The 17,778-nt window shown below is 58.9% G+C and carries 31 protein-coding genes; 29 read left to right on the top strand and 2 right to left on the bottom strand.

Features of this window, described 5'->3' with window-relative positions; all coding sequences use genetic code 11:
- Positions 1–15 precede the first annotated feature (15 nt).
- The 7 genes from B5527_RS16505 (at position 16) to B5527_RS16480 (ending at position 2,791) form a co-directional block, all read left to right on the top strand.
- Positions 16–768 (top strand): hypothetical protein, encoded by a 753-nt coding sequence (locus tag B5527_RS16505; RefSeq protein WP_154072288.1) that lies wholly within the window; start codon positions 16–18, stop codon positions 766–768.
- A gap of 202 nt (positions 769–970) precedes the next feature.
- A complete protein-coding gene (locus B5527_RS16500) occupies positions 971–1,159 on the top strand; it encodes a hypothetical protein (RefSeq protein ID WP_079602459.1) in 189 nt (62 codons plus the stop codon).
- 10 nt (positions 1,160–1,169) lie between these two features.
- Complete coding sequence (locus B5527_RS16495; RefSeq protein ID WP_079602458.1) at positions 1,170–1,547, top strand: hypothetical protein; 378 nt, start codon at positions 1,170–1,172, stop codon at positions 1,545–1,547.
- The gene (locus B5527_RS16490) at positions 1,540–1,821 is read left to right on the top strand and encodes a hypothetical protein (protein WP_079602457.1); all 282 of its coding nucleotides are present in this window, start codon (positions 1,540–1,542) and stop codon (positions 1,819–1,821) included. The genes B5527_RS16495 and B5527_RS16490 overlap by 8 nt, the downstream gene beginning before the upstream one ends.
- On the top strand, positions 1,818–1,997 hold the full coding sequence (locus B5527_RS43995; RefSeq protein WP_154072287.1) for a hypothetical protein: 180 nt from the start codon (positions 1,818–1,820) through the stop codon (positions 1,995–1,997). Before B5527_RS16490 ends, B5527_RS43995 begins: the two co-directional genes overlap by 4 nt.
- Positions 1,998–2,138: 141 nt before the next feature.
- Positions 2,139–2,417 (top strand): helix-turn-helix domain-containing protein, encoded by a 279-nt coding sequence (locus tag B5527_RS16485; protein ID WP_079602456.1) that lies wholly within the window; start codon positions 2,139–2,141, stop codon positions 2,415–2,417.
- Positions 2,414–2,791: a hypothetical protein gene (locus tag B5527_RS16480; protein ID WP_079602455.1), complete on the top strand. Its 378-nt coding sequence runs from the start codon at positions 2,414–2,416 to the stop codon at positions 2,789–2,791. Before B5527_RS16485 ends, B5527_RS16480 begins: the two co-directional genes overlap by 4 nt.
- Here the strand turns inward: B5527_RS16480 and B5527_RS16475 are convergent, their stop codons facing one another.
- Entirely contained in the window at positions 2,792–3,511 is a 720-nt protein-coding gene (locus B5527_RS16475) for a helix-turn-helix transcriptional regulator (protein WP_079602454.1), read from the bottom strand.
- A 246-nt stretch (positions 3,512–3,757) separates the two neighbouring features.
- Complete coding sequence (locus B5527_RS16470; RefSeq protein ID WP_079602453.1) at positions 3,758–4,363, bottom strand: hypothetical protein; 606 nt, start codon at positions 4,361–4,363, stop codon at positions 3,758–3,760.
- A gap of 128 nt (positions 4,364–4,491) precedes the next feature.
- Here B5527_RS16470 and B5527_RS16465 point away from each other — a divergent pair, with 128 nt between their 5' ends.
- The 22 genes from B5527_RS16465 to B5527_RS16360 all read left to right on the top strand — a co-directional run bounded on the left by B5527_RS16465 (position 4,492) and on the right by B5527_RS16360 (position 17,749).
- Positions 4,492–5,331, top strand: coding sequence for a helix-turn-helix domain-containing protein (locus B5527_RS16465; protein WP_079602452.1), 840 nt, complete (start codon positions 4,492–4,494; stop codon positions 5,329–5,331).
- A gap of 201 nt (positions 5,332–5,532) precedes the next feature.
- Complete coding sequence (locus B5527_RS16460) at positions 5,533–7,107, top strand: DnaB-like helicase C-terminal domain-containing protein (RefSeq protein WP_172842572.1); 1,575 nt, start codon at positions 5,533–5,535, stop codon at positions 7,105–7,107.
- Between the two features lie 61 nt (positions 7,108–7,168).
- The gene (gene ssb / locus B5527_RS16455; RefSeq protein ID WP_079602450.1) at positions 7,169–7,780 is read left to right on the top strand and encodes a single-stranded DNA-binding protein; all 612 of its coding nucleotides are present in this window, start codon (positions 7,169–7,171) and stop codon (positions 7,778–7,780) included.
- A 21-nt stretch (positions 7,781–7,801) separates the two neighbouring features.
- Positions 7,802–8,209 carry an HNH endonuclease gene (locus B5527_RS16450; protein ID WP_079602449.1) on the top strand — a complete coding sequence of 136 codons (408 nt, stop codon included), beginning with the start codon at positions 7,802–7,804 and terminating at the stop codon, positions 8,207–8,209.
- Positions 8,210–8,417: 208 nt separating this feature from the next.
- Complete coding sequence (locus B5527_RS16445; protein WP_079602448.1) at positions 8,418–8,705, top strand: hypothetical protein; 288 nt, start codon at positions 8,418–8,420, stop codon at positions 8,703–8,705.
- A gap of 2 nt (positions 8,706–8,707) precedes the next feature.
- Positions 8,708–9,055 (top strand): hypothetical protein, encoded by a 348-nt coding sequence (locus B5527_RS16440; protein ID WP_079602447.1) that lies wholly within the window; start codon positions 8,708–8,710, stop codon positions 9,053–9,055.
- Positions 9,033–9,623 carry a hypothetical protein gene (locus B5527_RS16435; protein ID WP_079602446.1) on the top strand — a complete coding sequence of 197 codons (591 nt, stop codon included), beginning with the start codon at positions 9,033–9,035 and terminating at the stop codon, positions 9,621–9,623. The genes B5527_RS16440 and B5527_RS16435 overlap by 23 nt, the downstream gene beginning before the upstream one ends.
- Positions 9,613–9,861 (top strand): hypothetical protein, encoded by a 249-nt coding sequence (locus tag B5527_RS16430; RefSeq protein ID WP_079602445.1) that lies wholly within the window; start codon positions 9,613–9,615, stop codon positions 9,859–9,861. Before B5527_RS16435 ends, B5527_RS16430 begins: the two co-directional genes overlap by 11 nt.
- The gene (gene dnaQ, locus B5527_RS16425) at positions 9,858–10,541 is read left to right on the top strand and encodes a DNA polymerase III subunit epsilon (protein WP_079602444.1); all 684 of its coding nucleotides are present in this window, start codon (positions 9,858–9,860) and stop codon (positions 10,539–10,541) included. Before B5527_RS16430 ends, dnaQ begins: the two co-directional genes overlap by 4 nt.
- Before the next feature lie 28 nt (positions 10,542–10,569).
- Entirely contained in the window at positions 10,570–11,526 is a 957-nt protein-coding gene (locus tag B5527_RS16420) for a YqaJ viral recombinase family protein (RefSeq protein ID WP_079602443.1), read from the top strand.
- A gap of 37 nt (positions 11,527–11,563) precedes the next feature.
- The gene (locus B5527_RS16415; protein ID WP_079602442.1) at positions 11,564–12,346 is read left to right on the top strand and encodes a hypothetical protein; all 783 of its coding nucleotides are present in this window, start codon (positions 11,564–11,566) and stop codon (positions 12,344–12,346) included.
- Positions 12,336–12,536 carry a hypothetical protein gene (locus B5527_RS16410; RefSeq protein ID WP_079602441.1) on the top strand — a complete coding sequence of 67 codons (201 nt, stop codon included), beginning with the start codon at positions 12,336–12,338 and terminating at the stop codon, positions 12,534–12,536. The genes B5527_RS16415 and B5527_RS16410 overlap by 11 nt, the downstream gene beginning before the upstream one ends.
- 21 nt (positions 12,537–12,557) lie before the next feature.
- The gene (locus B5527_RS16405) at positions 12,558–13,034 is read left to right on the top strand and encodes a hypothetical protein (RefSeq protein WP_079602440.1); all 477 of its coding nucleotides are present in this window, start codon (positions 12,558–12,560) and stop codon (positions 13,032–13,034) included.
- Positions 13,034–13,441: a hypothetical protein gene (locus tag B5527_RS16400; protein ID WP_079602439.1), complete on the top strand. Its 408-nt coding sequence runs from the start codon at positions 13,034–13,036 to the stop codon at positions 13,439–13,441. Before B5527_RS16405 ends, B5527_RS16400 begins: the two co-directional genes overlap by 1 nt.
- A gap of 59 nt (positions 13,442–13,500) precedes the next feature.
- A complete protein-coding gene (locus B5527_RS16395) occupies positions 13,501–13,716 on the top strand; it encodes a hypothetical protein (protein ID WP_079602438.1) in 216 nt (71 codons plus the stop codon).
- A complete protein-coding gene (locus B5527_RS16390; protein ID WP_154072286.1) occupies positions 13,709–13,960 on the top strand; it encodes a hypothetical protein in 252 nt (83 codons plus the stop codon). The genes B5527_RS16395 and B5527_RS16390 overlap by 8 nt, the downstream gene beginning before the upstream one ends.
- A gap of 10 nt (positions 13,961–13,970) precedes the next feature.
- Positions 13,971–14,477: a hypothetical protein gene (locus B5527_RS16385; protein ID WP_079602436.1), complete on the top strand. Its 507-nt coding sequence runs from the start codon at positions 13,971–13,973 to the stop codon at positions 14,475–14,477.
- 198 nt (positions 14,478–14,675) lie between these two features.
- Positions 14,676–15,020, top strand: coding sequence for a hypothetical protein (locus B5527_RS16380; protein ID WP_079602435.1), 345 nt, complete (start codon positions 14,676–14,678; stop codon positions 15,018–15,020).
- 88 nt (positions 15,021–15,108) lie between these two features.
- On the top strand, positions 15,109–15,432 hold the full coding sequence (locus B5527_RS16375) for a DUF6197 family protein (RefSeq protein WP_079602434.1): 324 nt from the start codon (positions 15,109–15,111) through the stop codon (positions 15,430–15,432).
- Between the two features lie 2 nt (positions 15,433–15,434).
- Positions 15,435–15,845, top strand: coding sequence for a hypothetical protein (locus tag B5527_RS16370; protein WP_197689308.1), 411 nt, complete (start codon positions 15,435–15,437; stop codon positions 15,843–15,845).
- Positions 15,846–15,872: 27 nt separating this feature from the next.
- Positions 15,873–16,250 (top strand): hypothetical protein, encoded by a 378-nt coding sequence (locus B5527_RS16365; RefSeq protein WP_079602433.1) that lies wholly within the window; start codon positions 15,873–15,875, stop codon positions 16,248–16,250.
- A 359-nt stretch (positions 16,251–16,609) separates the two neighbouring features.
- Positions 16,610–17,749: a hypothetical protein gene (locus B5527_RS16360; RefSeq protein WP_079602432.1), complete on the top strand. Its 1,140-nt coding sequence runs from the start codon at positions 16,610–16,612 to the stop codon at positions 17,747–17,749.
- Positions 17,750–17,778 lie beyond the last annotated feature (29 nt).

Genomic DNA, 17,778 nt, shown 5'->3' with positions numbered 1-17,778 from the left:
AACAAGGAGAGACCTTTGAACGGATTTGTCCTGTACCGCGGTCCATCAATGATCGATGGCCAGCCGATTATTGTCATTGCCACCGGACTGGAGGACGGCGGCAGCAATTCCAAGACCGGACCGATGGTCCAGATCTACATCATGCGGGCTGATCAGAACCCGCTGCAGGCGGTCCAGAGGGGCGATGACGTTTCGATCTGCGGCACCTGCATTCACATGGGCCGCATCATCACTGATCCCAAGACAGGCCGCCTCAAGAACATCGAGCGCTCCTGCTACGTGACCCTCATGCACGGACCTCGCGTGGTCTGGGACGGACTTCAACGCGGCATCTATCCCGACATGACGCCGGCCAAGGCCCGCAGGCTCCTGGCCCGCAAGCGATGCCGCATCGGCGCCTATGGCGATCCTGGCGCCGTGCCGATCAAGATCTGGCAAGTCGCGCTCCAGCTCGTCGACGAACTGACTGGCTACACACATCGGTGGCGAGAGGTTCCGGAGCTGGCGGAGTTCTGCATGGCCTCATGTGACAGCGAGGCCGAGCGCGTCATGGCGAAGGCGCGGGGTTTCCGCACCTACCGGGTCCGCCCGAAGGGCGAGGCCAAGGCCAACGGCGAAGGCCACTGCCCTGCAGGAGCTGAAATGGGCAAGGCGATCCAGTGCGCCTACTGCCTGCTGTGCGGCGGACATCGATCGGGCGGCAAGGCCGACATCACGATCGAGGCGCACGGCACTGGCGCCAAGCACTTCGAAAAGGAAGCAGCATGACCAGCAGGCGCTTCGCACCTTCAACCAGCAACCCTGACGCCATCCTGCTGATCCAGCGCGCTCTGACGACGTGCGTGGGCTGCCGGACATCGTGGCGCCTCGACAAGCGCCGCGGCTGGAAACACGGGGCGCCTGCCAACACCGAATGCACGGCCCAGGCCGAGCGAACAGAGCTGCGAGAGATTGCAGCACGGAGATCCAAATGACCAAGAAATACTTCCAGCGAGGCAGCGTCGTGCTGCTCGACGAAGACGTCGACGGGGAAGCAGACATCGGAAACCTGATCCGCACGTCTCGCGGATCGAACCAATCATATCCACAACACAACAGCGACTATCGCCGGTCAAACGACTTCCCGGAAGACGGGTACGGCGAGCTGGATTTTGCATAGGGGCATCGACATGACTGACACGACAATCGACATCCCGGTCCCGGGGATCACATGGGACAAGATCACCGACCAGATTTGCACCGCTCTTGAGGGCGGCTCAAATTACTGGCTCCAATGTTTTGAACCACAGTCCAGCCGGGAGAACGTCACCGAGATACCGTGGTATTCCGACACCAAATTCTGGTCGGGAGTTTTCGAAATCAAAGCGCAAGTCTGGGATGATGAAATAACGTACACGTTCAATCGCGAATCCGTGATCAACGGCCTGAATTGGCTCTCAGCGCACTATCTCTCCCGTGTAGTCGAGATAGTAGAGGAGACCGGAGACGCAGAGACCGCCGATGTCTTCATGCAGGCATGCCTGCTTGGGGAGATCGTCTATGGGTGATCAGCTGAAGGAAGCCAACGGCTTCAGGCCAGGCCAGCGCGTGAAGATGCTGGTCGAGACCAAAGGCGCAGACCACGAAGACATCGAGCATACCCTCCCCGCCGGATCCACCGGCATCATCGATACCATCGAGCGCTTCACCAACGATCAGGGCGTCAACTTCTCGATCTGGATTCCGATCGATGAGAAGGATGGGCGCGGCATCATCAACCAGTTTGATGAACTTGATGGTCCGATCTCCAATTTCATCGAACCGCTGGGAGGATCTGCGTGAGCAAGAAGTCTCGACAACTGCCGTTATTCTTCGTCGTGGCGTGGAAAAATGGCAAATGGGTGGTTCTCAACGAGCAGCCAGTCCTCAGGACGGAGGCTGTTCGATTGATTGCCGCTGCGTGGAAATCAAATTGCATGGCAAGGCTTCGTCCTGCCGCAAGTGCAAAGGCTGCTTGAGGTGATTGCATGAGTGCAATTCACCGAATCGCACATCCTAGAAGACCTCAGCGAGCTGCAGAGATGACAGTGCAACCATCACAATCAACCATCGTTGATAACCTCCGCTGCGCAAATGCAGTCTGGCCAATGAGGTAGGATATGCCTTCGCGTGGCCGGAATGGTTCCGGCAAGTATCTTAACGGTCACGAGGTCAGAGTCTGGCGGTTGTCGCGCGGGTTCAGCCAGCTCGAACTTGGCAAATATCTCGGGCTCACCGCCCAGGCAGTTGGCAAGTACGAGGCCAGAGGTGTCACGAAATCAACAGCTCTTGCGCTGTCTGCGATCGACCGTGGTCTGAGGCCATTCAAGCCCACAGAAGAGGACTACAAGGCGATCGACAACGGTGCAAGGCGCATAAATCGAAAGGAACTAGAATGAGGGTTGCAAAGCAAAATTTGCAGCAACCGGTGCAACGCGACATCAATCCGCAATTCCAGAGCCGTTTGCCTAAAATCCTGGAGGAGATTTGCAGCGGGCTAATCGTGATCGAGCCGGCGATGACGGAGGTCGCAACTCAACTGAAGGAGTTCAGGGAATATCTGGACTTCGAGATCGCGAAGACGCAACTCGATATCTCGCAGGAGGAATGGAAGGCTCAGTGCAATCCGAAGAAGCTGGAGGCTGACAAGCGGTGGCTTGCCAAGCTCTCAGCTCTCCGGAAAGACTTCGACCTCGACGTGATGACCTCTCCGATCACAATCATCCGATCGATGGTCGATCGGGTCGAGGAGATGTTCGGACCGCTTAACTGATCAAATGTTCCGAACTATGACGGCGACGATCGCGATATCCTGGATGTCATTGAACGCGATCGTCTCCTCATTACCGGCCGACATTCCCTTGGATATCCTCAGGCCGTTCTCGTCGATGCCGGTCATAATCCGAACCCGGCTCTTGCCGTCCTTCGTGATAATGAGGACCATGTCGCCCGCGATCGGATCGCGGCGCTTAGTGGCAAACATCAGCGATCCGGCCTTGAACCAGTCGGAAAGAGAGTCGTCAGGCATATGGAACGCGAATGCCGTCTCGTCTCCATCGAGCTGCGGAGGAGCCGGGACATATCCGTCTCGCCTCGATCCGGCAGCCGCCTGAAGAGATGCAGGCAAAGCCGACACATGCTTTAACTCGACGGTTGCGGTTCGAGCAGCGGGTCGTGCTGAGCTGCGGCGGGCCGCACCTTCGGTAGTAAGGTCTGCGGCCTCCTCAGCGTCGGCTCCAATTGCTTCCAGAACCTTCTTGGTAATCGGGATGCCCGACCCGTCAGCGACCTTCTGAAGCGTCTTCATCGAAGGAACGAACGGGTGATCAGGATCATTGAGTAACCGAAGAAGCGTTGATGGAGCCAATCCCGACTTCCTGGCAAGCTCGGTACCGTTCCACCGCTTGCGGTCGAGGATGTGATCGATCCACTCAATGACGACCTGCTTGGGCGTCTGAGCCTTTGGGGATTTCATTTGTAGCGCCAGTTCCATGTGATGCGCCCTTCCTTTAGCACGATTTGCTTAATACAAAACCACAGTTGGTGCCCGGGAACCCGGGTTCGAATAACAATTAATACGATCTTTCAACGTTCTGAATCCGCGTTTGCATATGCTTCTCCAACCCATTTGCGTCAATGCTAACGACGGCTACTACCCCAGGTTCGTAGCAGTATCAAGAAAAAAATAGTTCCCGCTTCGTTCGCAAAAGCGGGGTGAAAACACTGAAAACGCTTGATTTTACTGTGTATTTGCAGTTGCAGTTGCCTTCAGAAAGGTCAGCAAATTTTTGAAGTCAGGCAAACAAATCCCTGCGTGGACGATCGCGATGGCGTCAGCGACGTGCTCGTTGTCATCGTGAAGGTCGCCTTTTTTGTGGGGCGATTTGCCTCGCGTGTCGGCCTCGTAGCGCTGCCAGGAAGCCTCAGGATATCGGTTTGCAGCCCAGGCTATTACTTCCGGCTTGCCGGCTGTCTTGCTCCCCACGGAGCCCAGTTTCGTTTCCAGGGGCATTACTTCGAACATCGGGATCTTGCACGATGCAAGCACGCCGATCGCGATGCCGAAGCCCAGCGCCGCACGGGCATGCTGAGCGCCTGACGGGATCTCGGCGAACACCGCGGTGCAGCCGTGTAGCTCCTGGTGCATTCCCTCGTGCAGCTCTCGGCTACGGCGCAGGTCGTCGGAGTTCTGACGGATGACCTTCTTCTTGCCGGCCAGCTTCTCGGTCACGATAGTGCGGAACCGGTCGAGGCGCAGGTTGAGCGTCTCCAGGTCGAGCCACATCCGAGCGATGCCGAAGTTCGCCAGTGCCGGGTCAAGTCCGGCTACGAGGATGGAGCCCATCGTTCCCTAGTGTCCGTGACAAATTTGCATCACCACATCTCGTGGCTTGCATTTGCTTTTGCATTCGTGCAAATACACCACCCCCGGAAGGTTGTCAAACCGACCGGCGCCAACCCTGAGAACAAAAAATGAGCCTGAGAGCACTGACCTGGGCGTTCGACCTGGATCACGAAAAAATCACGCCTACCCTGAAGCTGGTCCTGATCACGCTGGCCAACTACGCCAACGAGCAGAACGAGACCTATCCCAAGCAGAACACGATCGCCGCGAAGACCATGCTCTCCCGGCAGACGGTGAACACCAGCCTGATGACACTGGAGTCCATCGGCCTGATCGAGGTGACCCGTCGCTTCCACGAGAACGGCGGCAAGCGATCGTCGGTGTACCGGCTGATGGTGAACCTGCCCCAAGAGCCGAGCATCAACGACGACGGACCCATGTCAAATAAGCCGACAGGGGGGATGTCAAAAGCGGCGACATCCTACGACAACGACAACAACGAGGGTTGTCAGCGTCCGCGACGAGGGATGTCAAACACGGCGACAACCGATGTCGGCGAGCCCGACATGAAGAGCCGTATACTAGAACCATCTCAAGAACCAGACTCTGAACCCAAACCCAAACCGAAGAAGCGGCGCAAGACTGCGCCGTGGCCTGAGGATTATCGGGAGCAGTTCTGGAATCTGTATCCGCGCCGGAAGAACACCAGCAAGAAGGCAGCGCTGGACAAGCTCGAAAAGCTTGAGCGCGAGGATCGGGTCACCTTCGAAGCGATCATGGCCGGCCTCCGCATCTATGCGGAACGGATGGGCGATGCGGTCAAGAAGGACCGGAAGAACGAACAGTTCATCGCTCACGCCACCACCTGGCTCAACCAGGAACGGTGGGAGACAGAGGAACCGGGTGAGAAGGGCGGAAGCTCGGACGCTGCACGGTCCCGCATCCGCAATGCCGGCGTGTTCGTCTGATGGCGATCGACGTCGGGAAGGTCCTGGGTGAAGAGGGCATCAAGGTTAAGTCCCTCAAGTTCGGAAACCAGTACACGCTGTGCCCGCACTGCTCGCACACCCGCAAGGGGTCGCACAAGAAGATCCGGTGCCTCAGCGTGAAGATCGATGACAAAGGGGTGGTTTGGAATTGCCACCATTGCACATGGAGTGGTTCAGAGAATGCTAAACGAGAGACACGCGAGAGGACTGGAGGACCGCGAGCTGAGCGTCGAGCTGGCGGCGGATATGGGGCTCTACAGCGGGCGTCTCTCGCGAGGTTCGCAGGACAACGTCATAGTTGAACGCGATCCCAATGGGAACGTCCTGTGCTGGCCCTACTGGGAAGGCGATATCGAGGTCAACTGCAAGTACCGCTGGGTTCAGGACGGCGAGCGCCGCTTCATGCAGAAGCGCGGTGCGACCAAGACGGTCTACAACGCTAACGTCCTCCTCAACGAGGAGACGATGACGCGGCTTGAGGTTGGTACCGACTCCCTGATCTGGGTGGAGGGCGAGCCCGACTGCCACGCGGTTCTGCTGTCTGGCTACGACACCTGCATCTCCGTGCCGGACGGAGCCCCCCCTGCGCGAGACAAGAACGGCAAGCTGATCCACGTCCCGGACGACGATCGGGATATCGACCCTGAGGACGACGACAAGTTCGCCTTCATGGCTCGCCTGATGGACCAGATCATGCGGGTCAAATATCACATCATCGCCGTCGATGGCGACGAACCCGGTGGCCGGCTCGCCAAGGAGCTGGTCAGACGCATCGGCGCGGCCAAGTGCTTCTGGATAGAATATCCGAAGGACGATGTCGTGCCCGACAAGAAGAAGCGAGGCAAGCTCCGTCCCTGCAAGGACATGAACGAGGTCAAGAAGTACTTCGGTCCCGAGAAGGTTCGCGAGATCATCGAGAATGCCAAGCCATGGCCGGTAAAGGGACTGTTCCGCCTATCGGATTATCCAGATCTCGATATCCCGATGATGATCGAGCTTGGGATCTCGAAGAAGCTCGACGACCACATGAAGCTCTACCAGGGGCAGTTCGTGGTCGCGACTGGTATCCCGAACGTCGGTAAGTCGACCCTCATCAACCAAATCGTCACGCTGGCGGCGAAGCGCCATAAGTGGCCGGTCGCTGTCTTCTCGGGCGAGAAGGACGTCAAGCCGTTCCTGGCGAACGAGCTGATGACGGCCTTCCTGGACAAGGCGAAGGATGAATGGTCTCTCGAAGAGAAGAAGCGCGCCGAGGCTTTCGTACAGCGCTACTTCCAGTTCATCGACTACGATGAGTCCCTCGACCAGGACATCGACCTGGACTTCATCCTGGACAGAGCGGCAGCCGCCGTCTTCCGGGACGGCGTCAAGGTATTACTCATCGACCCGTGGAACGAGTTGGAGCACAACCGGCCGATGAACATCTCGCTGACCGAGTACGTCGGAAAGGCGATCAAGAAGATGAAGCGGTTCGCCAAGCAGTTTGGTGTCTGTGTCATCGTCGTGGCCCATCCGACCAAGTTGGACCTGAAGTCGGTTCCGACCCTCTACAACATCTCGGACTCGGCGCACTGGTACAACAAGGCCGACCTCGGCATCGTGGTCCATGCGGACCAGGAGCGGATCGCGGAGGCGCCGAACGAACGACAGGTGATCATCGCCAAGGTCCGCCTCAAGCGGATCGCCGGCCTCACCGGGATCGTGGATCTGAGCTTCGACGACAAGGCGTCGCTATTTCGTAAGCCAGATTTTTGAGAAAGTATTTGCTTGAATGCAAATGCTGTGCTAATGCAAATCGGAGAAGGAGAGAGAGCACATGGCAGTTAACAAGGTGATCCTGGTCGGCAACCTCGGCAAGGATCCGGAGATCCGTTCAACGCAGAACGGAACCAAGGTGGCGAACTTCAGCATCGCCACCACCGAGAAGTGGCGTGACCGTGACGGCGAACGCAAAGAGAAGACGGAGTGGCACAACTGCGTCGTCTGGCTCGAAGGACTCATCAAGGTCGTCGACCAGTACCTCAGCAAGGGCGACAAGGTATATGTCGAGGGCAAGCTGCAGACCACGAAGTGGGAAGATCAGGACGGCAAGGATCGGTACAAGACCGAGATCGTCGTTCAGTCGATCGACCTGATCTCCACGAAGGGCGATAGCGGCGGCAGCCGTGACCGCGACGATGATCGTGGTGGCGATGACCGTGGTTCGCGCAGCAGCCGTGACGATAATCGCGGTGCTGACGATCGTGGCAGCCGCGGCAGCAGCCGCCGTTCCCGCGACGACGGTGATGATCGTGGTGGCGACCGCGGTGGTCGTTCGGAAGGGCGCAGCTCGCGCCGTGACGATGACCGGAGCGATGACAGAGGTGGCGGACGCCGCAGCGCCCCGTCGCGCAGCAACGCGGACCTCGACGACGAAATTCCATTCTAGTCGACGTCGCCGAGCCGCGTAATGAACGACAACAACGAGATCTGGAGGCCGATCCCCCGGCTTCCAGAGTACCTCGCCTCTGCACTCGGAAGAGTGATGAGGTTGCCCCACCTGGCTCCGCTCCCTAAGGGCGGGTTCAGGGTCTACGGCGGAGTGCCGACCACCGGCACTTGGGATCCGGAAGAGCTGCGCTTCGTCCTCGTCTACAAGGGCAAGACCCACAAGGTTCATGTCCTGGTGTGCGAGGCCTTCCACGGGGCAAAGCCGTTCGAAGAGGCTGTGGTGATGCACCTGGACGAGGATAGCTCGAACAACAAACCGAGCAACCTCGAATGGGGCACACAGAAGCAGAACCTCAACTTCCCAGGCTTCAAGCGTCTCCGTTCGGAGCTGAGCTTGAAGATGTGGGAGGAGCGTCGAGCGGCCTAATCCATCAGAGCTTCCCCGTTGAGCGGGGAATATCGGGGGCGCCTCCTTTCTTGGTTGGCGTGCAGGAGGCGCCCCTATTGTTTTTTCACACGGAGATCAAATGAGAGTTTTCCAAGTTGACCAGGGCGGTCTGGCTTCGATGTTCGAAGCCCACCATGCTCAGGAAGCCGCAGAGCACGGTGTGTGCTCCTGTCCGCCAGGCATCTGCATGGATGAGGCAACCCCTGTTGGCTCGCTCGACGAGCTGCTCGATCACGTCGCCATGGTAATGGTCAACGACCTGTTCAACTGCGTCGAGAGCGAAGACGACGAGTTCGCTGACGATGACGACTTCGAGTTCGACATCGACTTCGAGCCGGACTTCGAGCTGTCCGAAGTTCCGGACGTCCTCAACCCCGCTGAGCAGCTCGATCAGCTCGGCGCGATCGTGGAAGGTGTGACGGCCCTCGCCGGCCTGTACGCCAGCCTGGTCGACCAGGAACGCAGCGAGATCTGACCATGGAGCGCACAGTCCTTGAGGTCGCTCCAGGCGCCCTCTCCGACTATTACGATTGGCTCAAGGCGTCGTCGGAAGGCGACCTCCTGGTCTACTGGCAGGGCGACCTCCAGTTCGACCGGCAGGTCGTGATCCCGGACAACGATGTGCTGCGCGGGAATGATCGCCTGCGTATCGCAACCCTAAACGTTCTGGCCGACCGCATCCGTGAGGATGCTGCTGAAGGTAATCTTCACCTGACGCAGAAGCGTATCGCCACGAACGTCTTCGAGTACCGCGCAACCCGCCGCCGGATCGATTACGGCAGCGCCAAACCAAAGATCTCGAATGACGATCTCATCCTCGCTTGAGGATCGCACGAAAGCAATCGGCTGGCTCTCCCATGGTGGTGAGCTGGCCGTTGCCTTAAAGGGCGATCGTGCAAGGCATAGCGATGTCATCTGGTCGCTGCTGACGGAAGCTGTCGAAGTTGTCGACAAGATCCCAGATCAGGAGCGCAGGTGGCTGACCTCCGGCAACCGTTCTGGTGGCTGGAACATGATCGGCATGTCGCGTGCCGAGCTGACCGAAATCGAGCTGAACCGCATCCTCAGTGCGATGAAGCCCTATGACGGCCAGACCAAGACTGCTCCCCAACGTGACGACCTCGACAGGGCGCTTGGCGTCCTATCCTGGATGCGTTGGTGCAACGTCGCCCGCCTGCCTGATCGCCTCACCAAGGCAGCAATCGCGCTCGCCCGTGGCGGAGATCAGGAGATTGTGCATCGGCTCTATTGCCCGACGCGCAAGCCGACCCACCGGCAGATCGCTCTCGAGATCCGTACCCGCGCGATCGGCTTCATCCTGGTCGGGTTGAAGACGGACCTTCACATCGTGCCGGCCGCCGGCCTCAAGTTCGAGGAAACCTATGGCTCTTGAGCAAAGACGCCAGGCGGTCACCGATGCGTACCTCGCGCTGGAGTCCTCCAAGAAGATCATGGACTCCTGCGTGAAGGCTTACGAGGCGATGCTCCTCCACGGCTCAGCAGACGACATCATCAGATACCGGGCAGCCGTCATGTCTGCCTGTGAGGCCTACATCGACCGAATAGACCAGCTGATCTGGACGCAGATGGAGCTGGACGGAATTGACCCCATATCACGGAAGCTGCGTTGAAACGAGAGATCATCATCGACACGGAGACGACGGGGCTCGATCGGAAGGTAGATCGCTTCGTCGAAATCGGCTGTGTCGAGATCATTGATCTCAAGGTGACCGGGACAACCTACCACAAATACATCAACCCAACGCACCCGGTTCACCGGGAAGCCTTCAAGGTCCATGGACTCAGCAACGAGTTCCTGAAGACGAAGCCAACGTTCAGACGAACGGTCAACTCGTTCCTGACCTTCATCGAAGGTGCCACGCTGGTCGCCCACAATGCGTCCTTCGACATCGGGATGCTGAACGCCGAGCTGGACAGGCTCAACCTTCCGCCTCTTGAGAACGAGGTGGTCGACAGCCTGGCGCTCGCGAGGGAACAGAGACCTGGCTCTCGGCACACGCTGGATTCGCTGTGCCGGGCGTTCAAGATCGACATCAGCAAACGCACCAAGCACGGCGCTCTGCTCGACGCCGAGCTGCTGACGGAAGTGTACATCGAGCTTCGAGGCGGTCGCCAGTTCGGCATGACCCTCGATCTCTTTGCCGAGCAGAAGGATGAAACATTAGTTCCGGCGAGACAGAGACCTGTCCCGCTGCCGTCGAGAGTAACCGACGAAGACCGGGCTGCGCACAAGGCCTTCGTCGAAACCATGGGTGATAAGTCCATCTGGCTGGATTACTGCGCCAATTGATTTGCTTGAATGCAAAAGGAGTACTGAAATGCAACCGTCTCTCTACCGCCGCACCGGGCACATCGGAATGTCCGCAGAGGCCCGCAACGCCCGCCGCGCATCCATTGGCGGATCCGATGCCAAGATCATCATGTCCGGCGACCAGGACGCAATCGAGCGCTTGTGGGCCGAGAAGCGTGGCGAGATTGCGCCGGAGGATCTTAGCGAGGTGATCCTGATCAACCTCGGCAACCTGACCGAGCCGCTGAACGCCGACCTGTTCGAAAAGGACACCGGCTGGTGGGTCACCAACGAGCAGGACAAGGTCTTCTACGAGGACTGGGACAAGGCTCACGCCACGCTGGACGGGTTGGTTCGGACGACTGAGTCCGGCAAGCCGTTCGCCATGGTCGAGTTCAAGTTCATGTTCCCGTTCGGGTTCTCGATCGACAACGCGGTTACGAAATACTTCCCGCAGTGTCAGCACAACATGATGGTGACCGGTCTTCCGTCATCGTACCTGTCGATCCTGACCGGCGCCGCGCAGTGGTACCGCGTCGAGATCGAGGCCGACATCTTCTACCAGGTCGAGCTGCTCAAGGCCGAGAAGGCGTTCTGGGACTGCGTCGAGACCGGCAAGACTCCGGGCAACCCGACGATCGAGGTCCCGCTCATCGAGCGCGTCAAGGTCATCGACATGAACGAGAGCAACGAGTGGGGCGAGCAAGCCGCCGTCCTGCTCCAGACGCTGACTGCCTCCAAGAAGCACGATGCCGCGAAGAAGGCCATCAAGAAACTGATGCCGGAAGACGCGATGCAGGCGGCCGGCAAGGGCGTGACCATCAAGCTGTCCAAGGACGGCAAGCTGCTGATCGATTGCGACAAGGACGAGGTCGCGAAGATCGACGAGCAGCAGGCCTGGTTCCCCCCAGCTCCGAAGAAGAAGCGCGCCACCAAGAAGAAGGCGGCCGACAACGACAACACCGAGGCGGCAGAGGCGGCGTGATGCCCCTGCCCTTCACCATTCACCAACGAGGAAGAAGATGAGCAATCAGCAAGACAATCTCGCGATCTGGAATGAGGTCGAGCAGACTGATCCGAACTACACAAAGCAGTTCAACCGTGGTGGCGGTTTCAAGGGTACCGCCACCAACGCCACATATCTCATCAAGAAGGCGACCAAGATGTTCGGCCCGATCGGTATCGGTTGGGGCTGGAACATCGTCGAGGAGAAATATCAACCCGGCCAGGACAAGGATGTCGTACACGTCCTGCGGCTCAGGCTCTGGTACAAGTGGAACAGCGAGCGTGGTGAGATCGAGCATTTCGGTCAGACCACCTTCGTCGGCAAGAACAAGAACGGCTGGTTCACCGATGAAGAGGCGCCGAAGAAGTCGCTGACCGACGCACTGAGCAAGTGCCTCAGCACGCTCGGCTTCGCGGCTGACATCCACCTCGGCATGTACGACGACAACCGCTATGTCAGCGACCTGAAGCAGGACTTCCGGAACGCCGACGAGTTCGACAACGACAACAACCGCGACAGCGGCAAGTCGTCCGACAAGGGCGGATCGTCGAAGAAGGACGACAAGGCCGTGCGCAAGTCCTCCATCGACGAGAAGGAGCAGGACGCCATCCTCGACAAGTGGGAGGCGACCATCAAGTCCGCCAAGACCGTGAAAGCGGTCATGGAGGCGATCGCCGATCCGGAGTTCGCGCCGGATATGGAGAAGCTCCACGAGGCTGACGAGAAGTTCATCCGCGACCTCGCCAGCAAAAAGTCGCAGGAGCTGAAGCAGGCGAAGACCCAGGACGATGCGGCTTAAGGCCCGCGTCTACGTCAACCTCGCACTGGAGGTCATCCCACTCGCCAAGAGTGCGGAGGACCTCCGGGCCTGGTGGGACGGTGAGCGCAAGAGGAGAGATGAATACGGTCTCTCCGAGTCCCAGATCCAGCAACTGATCGAGGCCTGCAAGGAGCACCTTCGGAGTCTCGGCGAACAGATACGGGAATGACATGAGCCTGAGACTGCACCGATGAGCAAAGCGACCAGCAAGTCCAAGAACCCATGGATCTTCGTCATCAAGAACGAAGATGGACATCTCGTGCCGTATGCGAATTACGACCGCGACATGTTCGAGGAGCTGCCCTTCAACAAGGTTCTCCGTGTCAACCTCGCCCAGCAGCGGAGCGCGCCGCGGCACCGGCTGTATCGCGTCGTGCTGCGCTTGGTGGTGAAGAACACCGACCTGTTCGTGTCCGAGGACAGCCTGCACAAGACGTTGCTGCTCGGCTGCGGCGTGGTCGAGCCGATCATGACCACGGCCGGCGAGATCATCATGATCCCCTCCTCCACCGCGTTCGACGCAATGAACGAGGAAACCTTCAAGGCCTACTTCGACAAGGCCATGGAGATCATCGAGACCAACATCATCCCCGGCGTCGACCTGTCGCTCCTGCTCAAGGAAGCCAGGGCCGAGGCCAACTACAAGGAAGAGAAGGAAGCCGCATAATGTCGGACGTTGTTAAAGCTGAGCCGCGCAACAGCCAGGAATGGCTTGGCCAGTACCTGGACGAGGAAGGCGTGGTCGCCGACGTGCTCAAGCGCGTGCAGGCTGATGCCGAGGGGATGAAGCGCTGGCTCGATCCAGTGAGCTGGCACTTGCCCCTGCTCAAGATGGGTGGCGGGCGCATCGATCCGGACGCTCCGGGCCACGCTGGCTGCCTGATGTTCGCAGGCATGTCGATCCGGAACTTCTACGGCATGTGGCATGCGAGCAACCCGCATACAGCCAAGGATGACGGCGACAACCTCGTCATCGAGGACGGCATCATCACCGACCCACGTCACCCGGACAACTTCTCGGCTCGCGTCATCGAGCGCGTGAAGTCAACTCTGGCCGATCTGGTGCCGGCATGACGCCATCAGACCTCGGGAAATCCTGCGTAGCATCGCTGCGGTCGGCCAGGAGTTTGGGCATGCCGCTTGAGGAAGCCCAGATCCTGGTGACCACGCCGAAGGGTTGGAAGGCTCCGCCGCGGTGGCCGCGAGGCACCATCGTCCAGGTCAAGGAGGACGGAAGACGCATCCGCTATGTTCCATCGCTGAAGCTACTGGCGTGGCTGGGCGGAAACGGACTCGTCAATATCAAGTTCGAGAGCGACGAACATGCCGAGACGTCCCAGAATGTCTAAGGCCCAGGTCCGCGTCATGGACGAGCACGCCCCGGCATATCTCGCCTGGGTGGAAGCGCTCGGCCATGCGGTCGGCATCAAGGTCCAGCCGTGGCAGCGCCGCACGATCGAGGCGATGATCCGTAGCGGCTTTCTGACCGAGGACGGACAGGTCACCGAAGGAGGAAAGCAGGCCTGGATTAGGGCCATCACCCGAAGGGATCGGCTCGAAAATTTGCTTGATCTTTTGCTTGAATGCAAATAGATTAGAGCAAATGCAAACGACGCTCCCCGCAGCTCCGCCTCCAGGCTTCAGAAAGGCCATTCCGGTCACCGTAAAGCTCAAGGTCGTGATCAGGCAGCACAGTCTGTGCGCCACCTGCGGGGAGCGTCTTGGGAAGCTGGACGACACGCAATTTGATCACTTCCCCGCAGTGCAGCTGCGCTGCTGGGATCCCGAAGCGAAGGACACCACTCCGAGATCCAACGATCCGGAGTTCATCTTCGCAAAACACATCGACTGTCACGCGCAGAAAACCTTCGGCTCGAAGGACGAGCTGACGCGCGGTGACGTCACCGAGATCGCCCGCACCAAGCGGATAGCGAGAGAAACGGAAGAGTTCAGGCGTCGGATGCTGGCCAAGGTCGACCCCGACGCGGAGGTCGATGCGACTCCGAAACGCCCGAAGAAGAAGTGGCCATACCGGCCGTTTTCAAAGAGGGGCAAAGATGAAAAGTCACGTGCGCGAGGTGCAGAAAGAGATTCAGGCACTGAAGGATAACGGAGAGATCGAAGACTTCATTGTCGATCACGACAAGAAGAGACACCACCTGGTCCGCTTCAAATTCAGAGGCGCCTGGCATTCGGTCCCCTTCGCTTCATCTCCGCGCACCCCCTACGCAAACAATTTTACCCGGCAGCAGGTCAGGCGGCGCATTCGCTCGCTGCATGGCTCATGAGTTCACAAAGAGAGGACCAAATGGACGCGACTGCAACACTCGACGACACGCAGATGGGCCTGCTGAAGGCCATGCACTTCCTTACGTCTCAGCATCAAAGACGCAAGGTCAAGAAGAAGCTCTACTACCAGCCGGCCGGAAGCCGGGCGCAAGCCACTCGCTGCCTGACCGGCAAGGAACGTGCTGAAGTCACGACGCTCGTTGAAGCACTCGCCGTTCTCCATCCGCGGAAGCACAAGGAAAGCGTCGACGCCCTGATGAAGGAGATCGCGGGCAAGCCGATCAAGTTCGTGCCGGTGAAGCGCGAGCACCACATCGATTACTCCAAGGCCTATCCCTACCGCTCCACGAAGCGCGGCGGCTGATGCAGGTCACCGGGAGGATCACCAAGCATCCGGCAAATTGGCTGCGGGGCTTTTGCTGGCTCGATGAGCTGACGGACCTTGCGATCTGATGTTAACCGAGCTGGAGATCGTGGAGCGCTGTCTTCTGATGTTCTCCAAGCCAGGACGCTGGACACAGAAGACCCTCGCAAGGGACCGGCATGGTAAGTCGGTCCCGGTATTCAGTGACACGGCACGATGCTTCGATATCGAAGGATGCATCCGCCGCGCCGCAGGCAAAGAAGACCAAGGCGCGTACGCGCGCTTCGTTTCCCTGATCAAGGGCCAGGTCACAGAACATCCGTTTGACTGGAACGACAAGAAGGGTCGCTGCCAGAAGGACGTCATCAGGATGTTCGAGGACCTCGCCGACGAGCTGCGATTTAAGGAGTGAGAATGATCGTCGCAAACGACAACTTCACCGAAGCGGACCTGCTCGAACTGGAAAGAGCCGTGAACGCTCTCGTGGCAATCTGCCACAAGATGAATGCCCATTGGTGGACCGATCCGGCCACCGGAGAAGACCTGACGAAGAAGCCGCTGATCGTACCGACCAAGCTGCTGCTGACCGTCAGCGAGATCTGTGAGGCCATGGAGGCCGATCGCAAGGACCTGATGGATGACAAGCTGCCTCACCGCCTCGGACTCGAGGTTGAGTTGGCCGACGCCCTGATCCGCATCGAAGATCTCGGCGGCGCGCTGAAACTGAACCTCGGTGCCGCTGCCCGCGAGAAGTCCGCCTTCAACCTCGTGAGACCGGATCACACGCACGAGAACCGGGTGAAGAAAGGGGGCAAGAAATACTAGATTTTGCTTGACGATTGGTGCGCTTGAATGCAAATTTTTGCTGCAAATAAGGAACTGAACTTGGACGCTAAACAAGCAGAAAGAGCCGCCCTCGACTTCATCGCGAAGGAGCTGGAGCGGCAGAACGAGATGTGGGGCCCGGCCAACGAGCGCGTCGACGCCTCGAAGGGCGAGCTGTTCCAGGCTGGTGTCGGACAGCTCGATGCAGTCTTCGACCGCCGCAATGGCGAGGAGGACGCTTTCGAGGAATCGCCGATGATCTATCCCGAGGGCTGGAGCGGCTTCCGCAGCTACGGCGCAGACTTCCCGAACATCGGTGTCGCGGTCACCTTCCTGATCCAAGAGATGAAGCGGCTGGCGATGAACGGCGAGGATCTGACCCGGCTCTCCCGCCGTCCTGACTAACAATACAACCCGGAAACGGGTTTGCCGAACCCGGTGGCGAGATGGTCGCTGGCCGATCAAGAGTTGGTCCGCGACACCACGGACTGCAGAACCCACCATCGACAGCGTATTCGGAAAGACTGGCAAATGAGTTTGGCTGCAAGGGCGAGAACGACGGACCTCAGCGCCCTGACGTCCGATGGCATCGTCACGCCCACCACCCCTCTGAGACTGGATGTTGCCGCCCGCCTCGCATGGCCAGACGGATCGATGTCCGTCTCGGCTTTGCGGAGGCTGGTGGTCGCAGGAAAGATCACCTACGAGTTTGTCGCCGGAAAGTATTTTGTGACACTTGCCGCAATTGAGGAATACAGAGCATCATGCCGCGTCGCCGCAAAGCCCCATACGTCACCCTTAAAAAATACAAAGACGGTCGTGCCCCAACCTGGGTCATCCGAGACGGACAGCTTACTCGTGGCACAGGATGCCATGAGGCTGATGCTGTCGGAGCTGAAAAAGCCCTCGCCCGGTACATCGCGAAAAAGCACGACCCAAAAAAGGCGCTTACAACCTCGGACGTCAACTCGATCCGCATAGTCGATGTGATCATGCTGGAGGCGCAGCACATCAACAAAAGGAAGATAGACCAGACCTACAAGAACCAGCTGCTATCGGCGATCGCCCGTATCGGGGACTGGTTCAAAGATTACACCATCGGCAACCTCACCGCCGACTTGCAGGAACGTTACGCCGAGGAGCGAGTCCTACAACCATCGGCACATCGCGATCTGAAATTGTTGCAGGCCGCGATAAACCGATGCGTCAAGAAGACGAAGGGCGGGATCCAACCAAAATTCAGCGCGACATTGCCGGACGCTCCGAAATCTCGCATTCGATACCTGACCCGTGATGAGGCGGCGGCAATGTTGTGGGCCGCCTGGCGTGAGCGCAAGAAGACCAAGCTGTCCACCAGCAAGGGTCGACACACGTTGCGCCACATCGCCCGCTATATCCTGATCGGCATCTACACCGGCAGTCGCAATGGCGACATCTGCAACGCGTCACTCGTTCCGGCGATCGATCGTGGTTACGTCGACCTCGAGCGTGGCATCTTCAAGCGGAAGCCTGACAACAAGGAGGCTACTAGCAAGCGGCAGCCTACCATCCCCCTGCCACCCCGGTTGCTGGCACACATGCGGCGATGGGCGCGGGTCGGGGTTTCGAACCACTCGGTGATCGAGTTCATGGGCAAGCGCGTCCGCCGCATCCACGATGGTTGGGAAACTGTCGTTGAGCGGGCCGGCCTCGCAACTGAGGAAAAGGAACGCAAGGTCTTGCGTCACACGCTGCGGCATACAGCGATCACCTGGTATCTGACGCCAGATCGACGGACAGGGAAGAAGGTCGACATTGAAACCGTGAGCCTCTATTGCGGTGTCTCGGTCGAGACGATCCGCAAGACCTACCGGCACGAGACTCCAGAGACGTTCACTGAACTGTTGGAGGTATCAAAACTGTAATAACCGGGACGGAAGTCGGATATGCTTGG

It is taken from the genome of Bradyrhizobium erythrophlei, assembly GCF_900129425.1.
Classification (GTDB): Bacteria; Pseudomonadota; Alphaproteobacteria; order Rhizobiales; family Xanthobacteraceae; genus Bradyrhizobium; species Bradyrhizobium erythrophlei_C.
The sequence above is the reverse complement of the archived record's forward strand: the minus strand, read 5'-3'. Positions and strand labels throughout refer to the sequence as shown.

Excerpts from the sequence above, each read along its gene's own strand:
- B5527_RS16420 (WP_079602443.1), top strand. The coding sequence starts at position 10,570 with ATGCAACCGTCTCTCTACCGCCGCACCGGGCACATCGGAATGTCCGCA.
- B5527_RS16495 (WP_079602458.1), top strand. The coding sequence starts at position 1,170 with ATGACTGACACGACAATCGACATCCCGGTCCCGGGGATCACATGGGAC.
- B5527_RS16400 (WP_079602439.1), top strand. The coding sequence starts at position 13,034 with ATGTCGGACGTTGTTAAAGCTGAGCCGCGCAACAGCCAGGAATGGCTT.
- B5527_RS16405 (WP_079602440.1), top strand. The coding sequence starts at position 12,558 with ATGAGCAAAGCGACCAGCAAGTCCAAGAACCCATGGATCTTCGTCATC.
- B5527_RS16440 (WP_079602447.1), top strand. The coding sequence starts at position 8,708 with ATGGAGCGCACAGTCCTTGAGGTCGCTCCAGGCGCCCTCTCCGACTAT.
- B5527_RS16500 (WP_079602459.1), top strand. The coding sequence starts at position 971 with ATGACCAAGAAATACTTCCAGCGAGGCAGCGTCGTGCTGCTCGACGAA.
- B5527_RS16390 (WP_154072286.1), top strand. The coding sequence starts at position 13,709 with ATGTCTAAGGCCCAGGTCCGCGTCATGGACGAGCACGCCCCGGCATAT.
- B5527_RS16490 (WP_079602457.1), top strand. The coding sequence starts at position 1,540 with ATGGGTGATCAGCTGAAGGAAGCCAACGGCTTCAGGCCAGGCCAGCGC.
- B5527_RS16480 (WP_079602455.1), top strand. The coding sequence starts at position 2,414 with ATGAGGGTTGCAAAGCAAAATTTGCAGCAACCGGTGCAACGCGACATC.
- B5527_RS16375 (WP_079602434.1), top strand. The coding sequence starts at position 15,109 with ATGTTAACCGAGCTGGAGATCGTGGAGCGCTGTCTTCTGATGTTCTCC.
- B5527_RS16410 (WP_079602441.1), top strand. The coding sequence starts at position 12,336 with ATGCGGCTTAAGGCCCGCGTCTACGTCAACCTCGCACTGGAGGTCATC.
- B5527_RS16380 (WP_079602435.1), top strand. The coding sequence starts at position 14,676 with ATGGACGCGACTGCAACACTCGACGACACGCAGATGGGCCTGCTGAAG.
- B5527_RS16360 (WP_079602432.1), top strand. The coding sequence starts at position 16,610 with ATGCCGCGTCGCCGCAAAGCCCCATACGTCACCCTTAAAAAATACAAA.
- B5527_RS16415 (WP_079602442.1), top strand. The coding sequence starts at position 11,564 with ATGAGCAATCAGCAAGACAATCTCGCGATCTGGAATGAGGTCGAGCAG.
- B5527_RS16445 (WP_079602448.1), top strand. The coding sequence starts at position 8,418 with ATGGATGAGGCAACCCCTGTTGGCTCGCTCGACGAGCTGCTCGATCAC.
- B5527_RS16470 (WP_079602453.1), bottom strand. The coding sequence starts at position 4,363 with ATGGGCTCCATCCTCGTAGCCGGACTTGACCCGGCACTGGCGAACTTC.
- B5527_RS16475 (WP_079602454.1), bottom strand. The coding sequence starts at position 3,511 with ATGGAACTGGCGCTACAAATGAAATCCCCAAAGGCTCAGACGCCCAAG.
- B5527_RS16385 (WP_079602436.1), top strand. The coding sequence starts at position 13,971 with ATGCAAACGACGCTCCCCGCAGCTCCGCCTCCAGGCTTCAGAAAGGCC.
- B5527_RS16460 (WP_172842572.1), top strand. The coding sequence starts at position 5,533 with ATGCTAAACGAGAGACACGCGAGAGGACTGGAGGACCGCGAGCTGAGC.
- B5527_RS16450 (WP_079602449.1), top strand. The coding sequence starts at position 7,802 with ATGAACGACAACAACGAGATCTGGAGGCCGATCCCCCGGCTTCCAGAG.
- B5527_RS16435 (WP_079602446.1), top strand. The coding sequence starts at position 9,033 with ATGACGATCTCATCCTCGCTTGAGGATCGCACGAAAGCAATCGGCTGG.
- B5527_RS16395 (WP_079602438.1), top strand. The coding sequence starts at position 13,501 with ATGCCGCTTGAGGAAGCCCAGATCCTGGTGACCACGCCGAAGGGTTGG.
- B5527_RS16465 (WP_079602452.1), top strand. The coding sequence starts at position 4,492 with ATGAGCCTGAGAGCACTGACCTGGGCGTTCGACCTGGATCACGAAAAA.
- B5527_RS16430 (WP_079602445.1), top strand. The coding sequence starts at position 9,613 with ATGGCTCTTGAGCAAAGACGCCAGGCGGTCACCGATGCGTACCTCGCG.
- B5527_RS16365 (WP_079602433.1), top strand. The coding sequence starts at position 15,873 with ATGCAAATTTTTGCTGCAAATAAGGAACTGAACTTGGACGCTAAACAA.
- ssb (WP_079602450.1), top strand. The coding sequence starts at position 7,169 with ATGGCAGTTAACAAGGTGATCCTGGTCGGCAACCTCGGCAAGGATCCG.
- B5527_RS16370 (WP_197689308.1), top strand. The coding sequence starts at position 15,435 with ATGATCGTCGCAAACGACAACTTCACCGAAGCGGACCTGCTCGAACTG.
- B5527_RS16485 (WP_079602456.1), top strand. The coding sequence starts at position 2,139 with ATGCCTTCGCGTGGCCGGAATGGTTCCGGCAAGTATCTTAACGGTCAC.